2 protein-coding genes are annotated in these 3,703 nt (G+C 74.0%); both read left to right on the top strand.

Annotation, left to right across the window (positions count from 1 at the left end; genetic code table 11):
* Nucleotides 1–626, top strand: a 626-nt coding sequence (locus tag L2I40_RS20400) for an efflux RND transporter periplasmic adaptor subunit (protein ID WP_237217011.1), incomplete at its 5' end; no start/stop codon positions are given.
* A gap of 9 nt (nucleotides 627–635) precedes the next feature.
* Nucleotides 636–3,703: efflux RND transporter permease subunit (locus L2I40_RS20395; RefSeq protein WP_237217010.1), on the top strand; the 3,068-nt coding region annotated here is incomplete at its 3' end.

Here is a 3,703-nt window from a genome sequence, read left to right as displayed (position 1 = left end):
AGGCGGCGCTGGAACTCGCGCGCAAGCGCCTCTCCTACGCGACGCTGCGCGCGCCGGCCGATGGCGTGGTGACCGCGCTGCTGGCCGAGGCCGGGCAGGTGCTGGCCGAGGGTACGCCCCTGCTGCGCCTAGCCGACCCGGCGGAGCGCGAATTGCTGGTGCGCGTGCCCGAATCCGCGCTGCCCGGGCTGCGCGGCGCGGCGGCGGAGGCACGCTTCTGGGCGCGGCCCGAGAGCCGCCTGCCGGCCACGCTGCGCGAGGTCGCGCCGCAGGCCGATCCATTGCTGCGCACCTATGCCGTGCGCTTCGCCCTGCCGCAGGCGCCGGAGTGGGTCGCGCTCGGCATGACCGGCACGGTGCGCCTTGCGCGCGAGGACGGGCCAGTGGCGACGCTGCCGCTCGCCGCGCTGCACGATCGCGGGCAGGGGCCGATGGTCTGGCGCGTGCTGCCGGACGGCGCGCTGCAGGCGGTGCCGGTCGCGGTGCGCAGCCTCGGCGAGCAGACGGTGCAGGTCAGCGGGGCGCTGCATGCCGGCGAGCGCGTGGTGGCGATGGGCCCGCAGCTGCTCGATCCCGGCAGCCGGGTGCGCGTGGTGTCCACGCGCCTCGCCGCCTCGCTGCGCTGAGGTGGTGCGATGAAGGGCTTCAACGTCTCCGCCTGGGGCGTGCGCAACGGCGCGCTGACGCTCTTCGCCATGGTGCTGCTCGCCGCGCTGGGCTTCGGCGCCTGGCAGAAGCTGGGCCGCGCCGAGGATCCGTCCTTCACGCTGAAGGTCATGGTCGTCAGCGCCGCCTGGCCGGGCGCCACGGCGGAGGAGATGCAGGCGCAGGTCGCCGACCGGATCGAGAGCCGGCTGCAGGATCTCGCCTGGCTCGACCGGCTGGAGACCTATGTGCTGCCCGGCGTCGCCACCACCACCGTCGTGCTGCGCGACACCACGCCGCCGCGGGAGGTCGCGGGGCTGTGGTACCAGGTGCGCAAGAAGGTGGGCGACATCGTGCCCACGCTGCCCGCCGGCGTGCGAGGGCCCTTCTTCAACGACGAGTATTCCGACGTGCAGTCCGCGGTGCTGGCGCTGACCGGCGCCGACAATGCGGAGCTGGTGCGGCAGGCGGAGCGCATCCGGCTGCGGCTGCTGCGCCTGCCCGGCGTCGAGAAGGTCGCGATCCAGGGCGAGATCGAGCAGCGCATCTTCGTGGAGGCGAGCCATGCGCGGCTGGCCACCCTCGGCATCGCGCCGACCGCGATCCTGGAGGCGCTGGCGCGGCACAACCCGGTGGCACCCGCGGGCGTGGTGGAGACCGGCAGCACGCGTGTGCATCTGCGCGTCGGCGGCGGGCTGGATGGCGCGGCGGCGGTGCGCAACGTGCCGGTCTCGACGCCGGAGGGGCGCACGCTGCGCCTTGGCGAGATCGCGGAGGTCCGGCGCGGTCTGGCCGACCCGCCATCGGCGGCGGTGTTACACGAGGGGCGGCCGGCGGTGCTGGTCTCGGTCGCCAAGCAGCGCGGCTTCGACGTGCTGGCGCTCGGCGAGAGCCTGAAGGCGGAGCTTGCGGCGATCCGGCGCGACCTGCCGGTCGGGCTGGAGTTGGAGGCGATCTCGGACCAGCCGCGCATCGTCGCGGAGAGCGTGACGGAGTTCCTGCAGAAATTCGTGGCCGCGCTGCTGGTGGTGCTGCTGGTCTCGCTCGCCTCGCTCGGGCTGCGCGCCGGGCTGATCGTGGCGCTGTCGGTGCCGCTGACGCTCTCGGCCACCTTCGTCTTCATGCTGTGGTGGGGGATGGAGCTGGAGCGCGTCTCGCTCGGCGCGCTGATCCTGGCCCTCGGGCTGCTGGTGGACGATGCGATCATCGCGATCGAGGCGATGATCGTGAAGCTGGAGGAAGGCTGGGACCGCGCGCGGGCGGCCGCCTTCGCCTGGGGCAGCACGGCCGGACCGATGCTGTCGGGCACGCTGGTGACGGTCGCGGGCTTCATCCCCGTGGGCTTCGCCGCCTCGACCTCGGGCGAATATGCGGGCGGCATCTTCTGGGTGGTGGGGGCGGCGCTGATCGCGTCCTGGCTCGTCGCCGTCTGGTTCACGCCGTGGCTCGGGGTGAAGCTGCTGCCGGTGCCGAAGCGGGTGGTGCATCACGACCACCTCTATGACGGGCGCGGCTATCGCGCGTTGCGCGCCGTCGTCGCCTGGTGCACCGACCATCGGGCGGTCGTGCTGGTGGCGACGCTGGCGCTGCTCGGCGCGGGCTTCGCGGGGATGGCGGCGACGAAGAAGCAGTTCTTCCCGACCTCCGCGCGGCTCGAGTTGCTCGTGGACGTGAACCTTCGCGGCGGCGCCGGCTTCGAGGCGACGCGGGCGGCGCTGGAGCGCGTCGCCGCCGAGATCGCGCAGGACGAGGATGCGCAGACCTACACTGCCTATGTCGGCGCCGGCGCGCCGCGCTTCTTCCTGGCGCTGAACCCCGACCTGCCCAACGAGGCCTTCGGCAAGCTGGTGATCCAGTCGCGCGACGTGCCGGCGCGCGAGCGGCTGCGCGAGAAGCTGCTCGCCTTCGCCGAATCCGGCGCGGTGCCGGAGGCGCGGATCCGCGTGAGCCGGCTGGACTTCGGCCCGCCCGTCGGCTTCCCCGTGCAGTTCCGCGTCACCGGCGGCACGCCCGCCGCGCTGCGCGGCGTGGCGGAGGAGGTGATGGCGGCGCTGCGTGCCACGCCGGGCACGCGCGACGTGCAGCTTGCCTGGGGCGAGCGCGCGCCGTCGCTCCGGCTCGTGTTGGACGACGACCGCGTGGCGCAGCTTGGCCTCTCACCGGAGGCGGTGGCGCAGTCGGTGCAGGCGCTGGTCTCCGGCGTGACCGCGACGCGGCTGCGCGAGGGCGAGCGGCTGGTGGACGTCGTGCTGCGTGCGCCGGCGGCGGAGCGGCGCGGGCTCGATGCGCTCGGCGACCTGACCCTCGTCACGGCGGCGGGCGCGGTGCCGCTGTCGCAGGTCGCGCGGCTCGAGCCGGCGATGGAGGAGCCGATCCTGTGGCGGCGCAACCGCGAGCCATTCCTGGCGGTGCGCGCCGAGATCGCGCCGGGGCTGCAGGCGCCGGACGTGACCGCCGCCGCGCTGCCGTGGCTGGCCGAGATCAAGGCGCGGCTGCCGGTCGGCATGCGGATCGAGACCGGGGGTGCGGCGGAGGAATCGGCCAAGGCGAATGCCAGCCTCTTCGCCCTGTTCCCGGCGATGATCGCGGTGATGCTGCTGATCCTGATGGTGCAGCTGCGCCATTTCGGCCGCACCGCGCTGGTGGTGGCGACCGCGCCGCTCGGCATCCCCGGCGCCGCGGCGGCGCTGCTGCTGATGGATATGCCTTTCGGCTTCGTCGCGCTGCTCGGCGTGATCGCGCTGGCGGGGATGATCATGCGCAACACGCTGATCCTGGTGGATCAGGTGCGCCAGGACACCGAGGCCGGCGTCGAGCTGCGCGAGGCGATCATCGAGAGCACGGTGCGCCGCGCGCGGCCGGTGATCCTGACGGCGCTCGCCGCGGTGCTCGCCTTCGTGCCGCTGACGCTCTCGGTCTTCTGGGGGCCGATGGCGGTGGCGATGATCGGCGGGCTGACCATCGCGACGCTGGTCACGCTGCTCGTCGTGCCGGCGCTGCATGCGCTGGCACTCGGGCGCCGGCGCCCGGCGCCGGCGGCCCTCCCGTTGGCGCTGGC

Source organism: Falsiroseomonas oryziterrae (genome assembly GCF_021864505.1).
GTDB lineage: Bacteria > Pseudomonadota > Alphaproteobacteria > Acetobacterales > Acetobacteraceae > Falsiroseomonas > Falsiroseomonas oryziterrae.
Note: the sequence above shows the minus strand (reverse complement) of the source record. Positions and strands in the feature narration are given on the sequence as shown.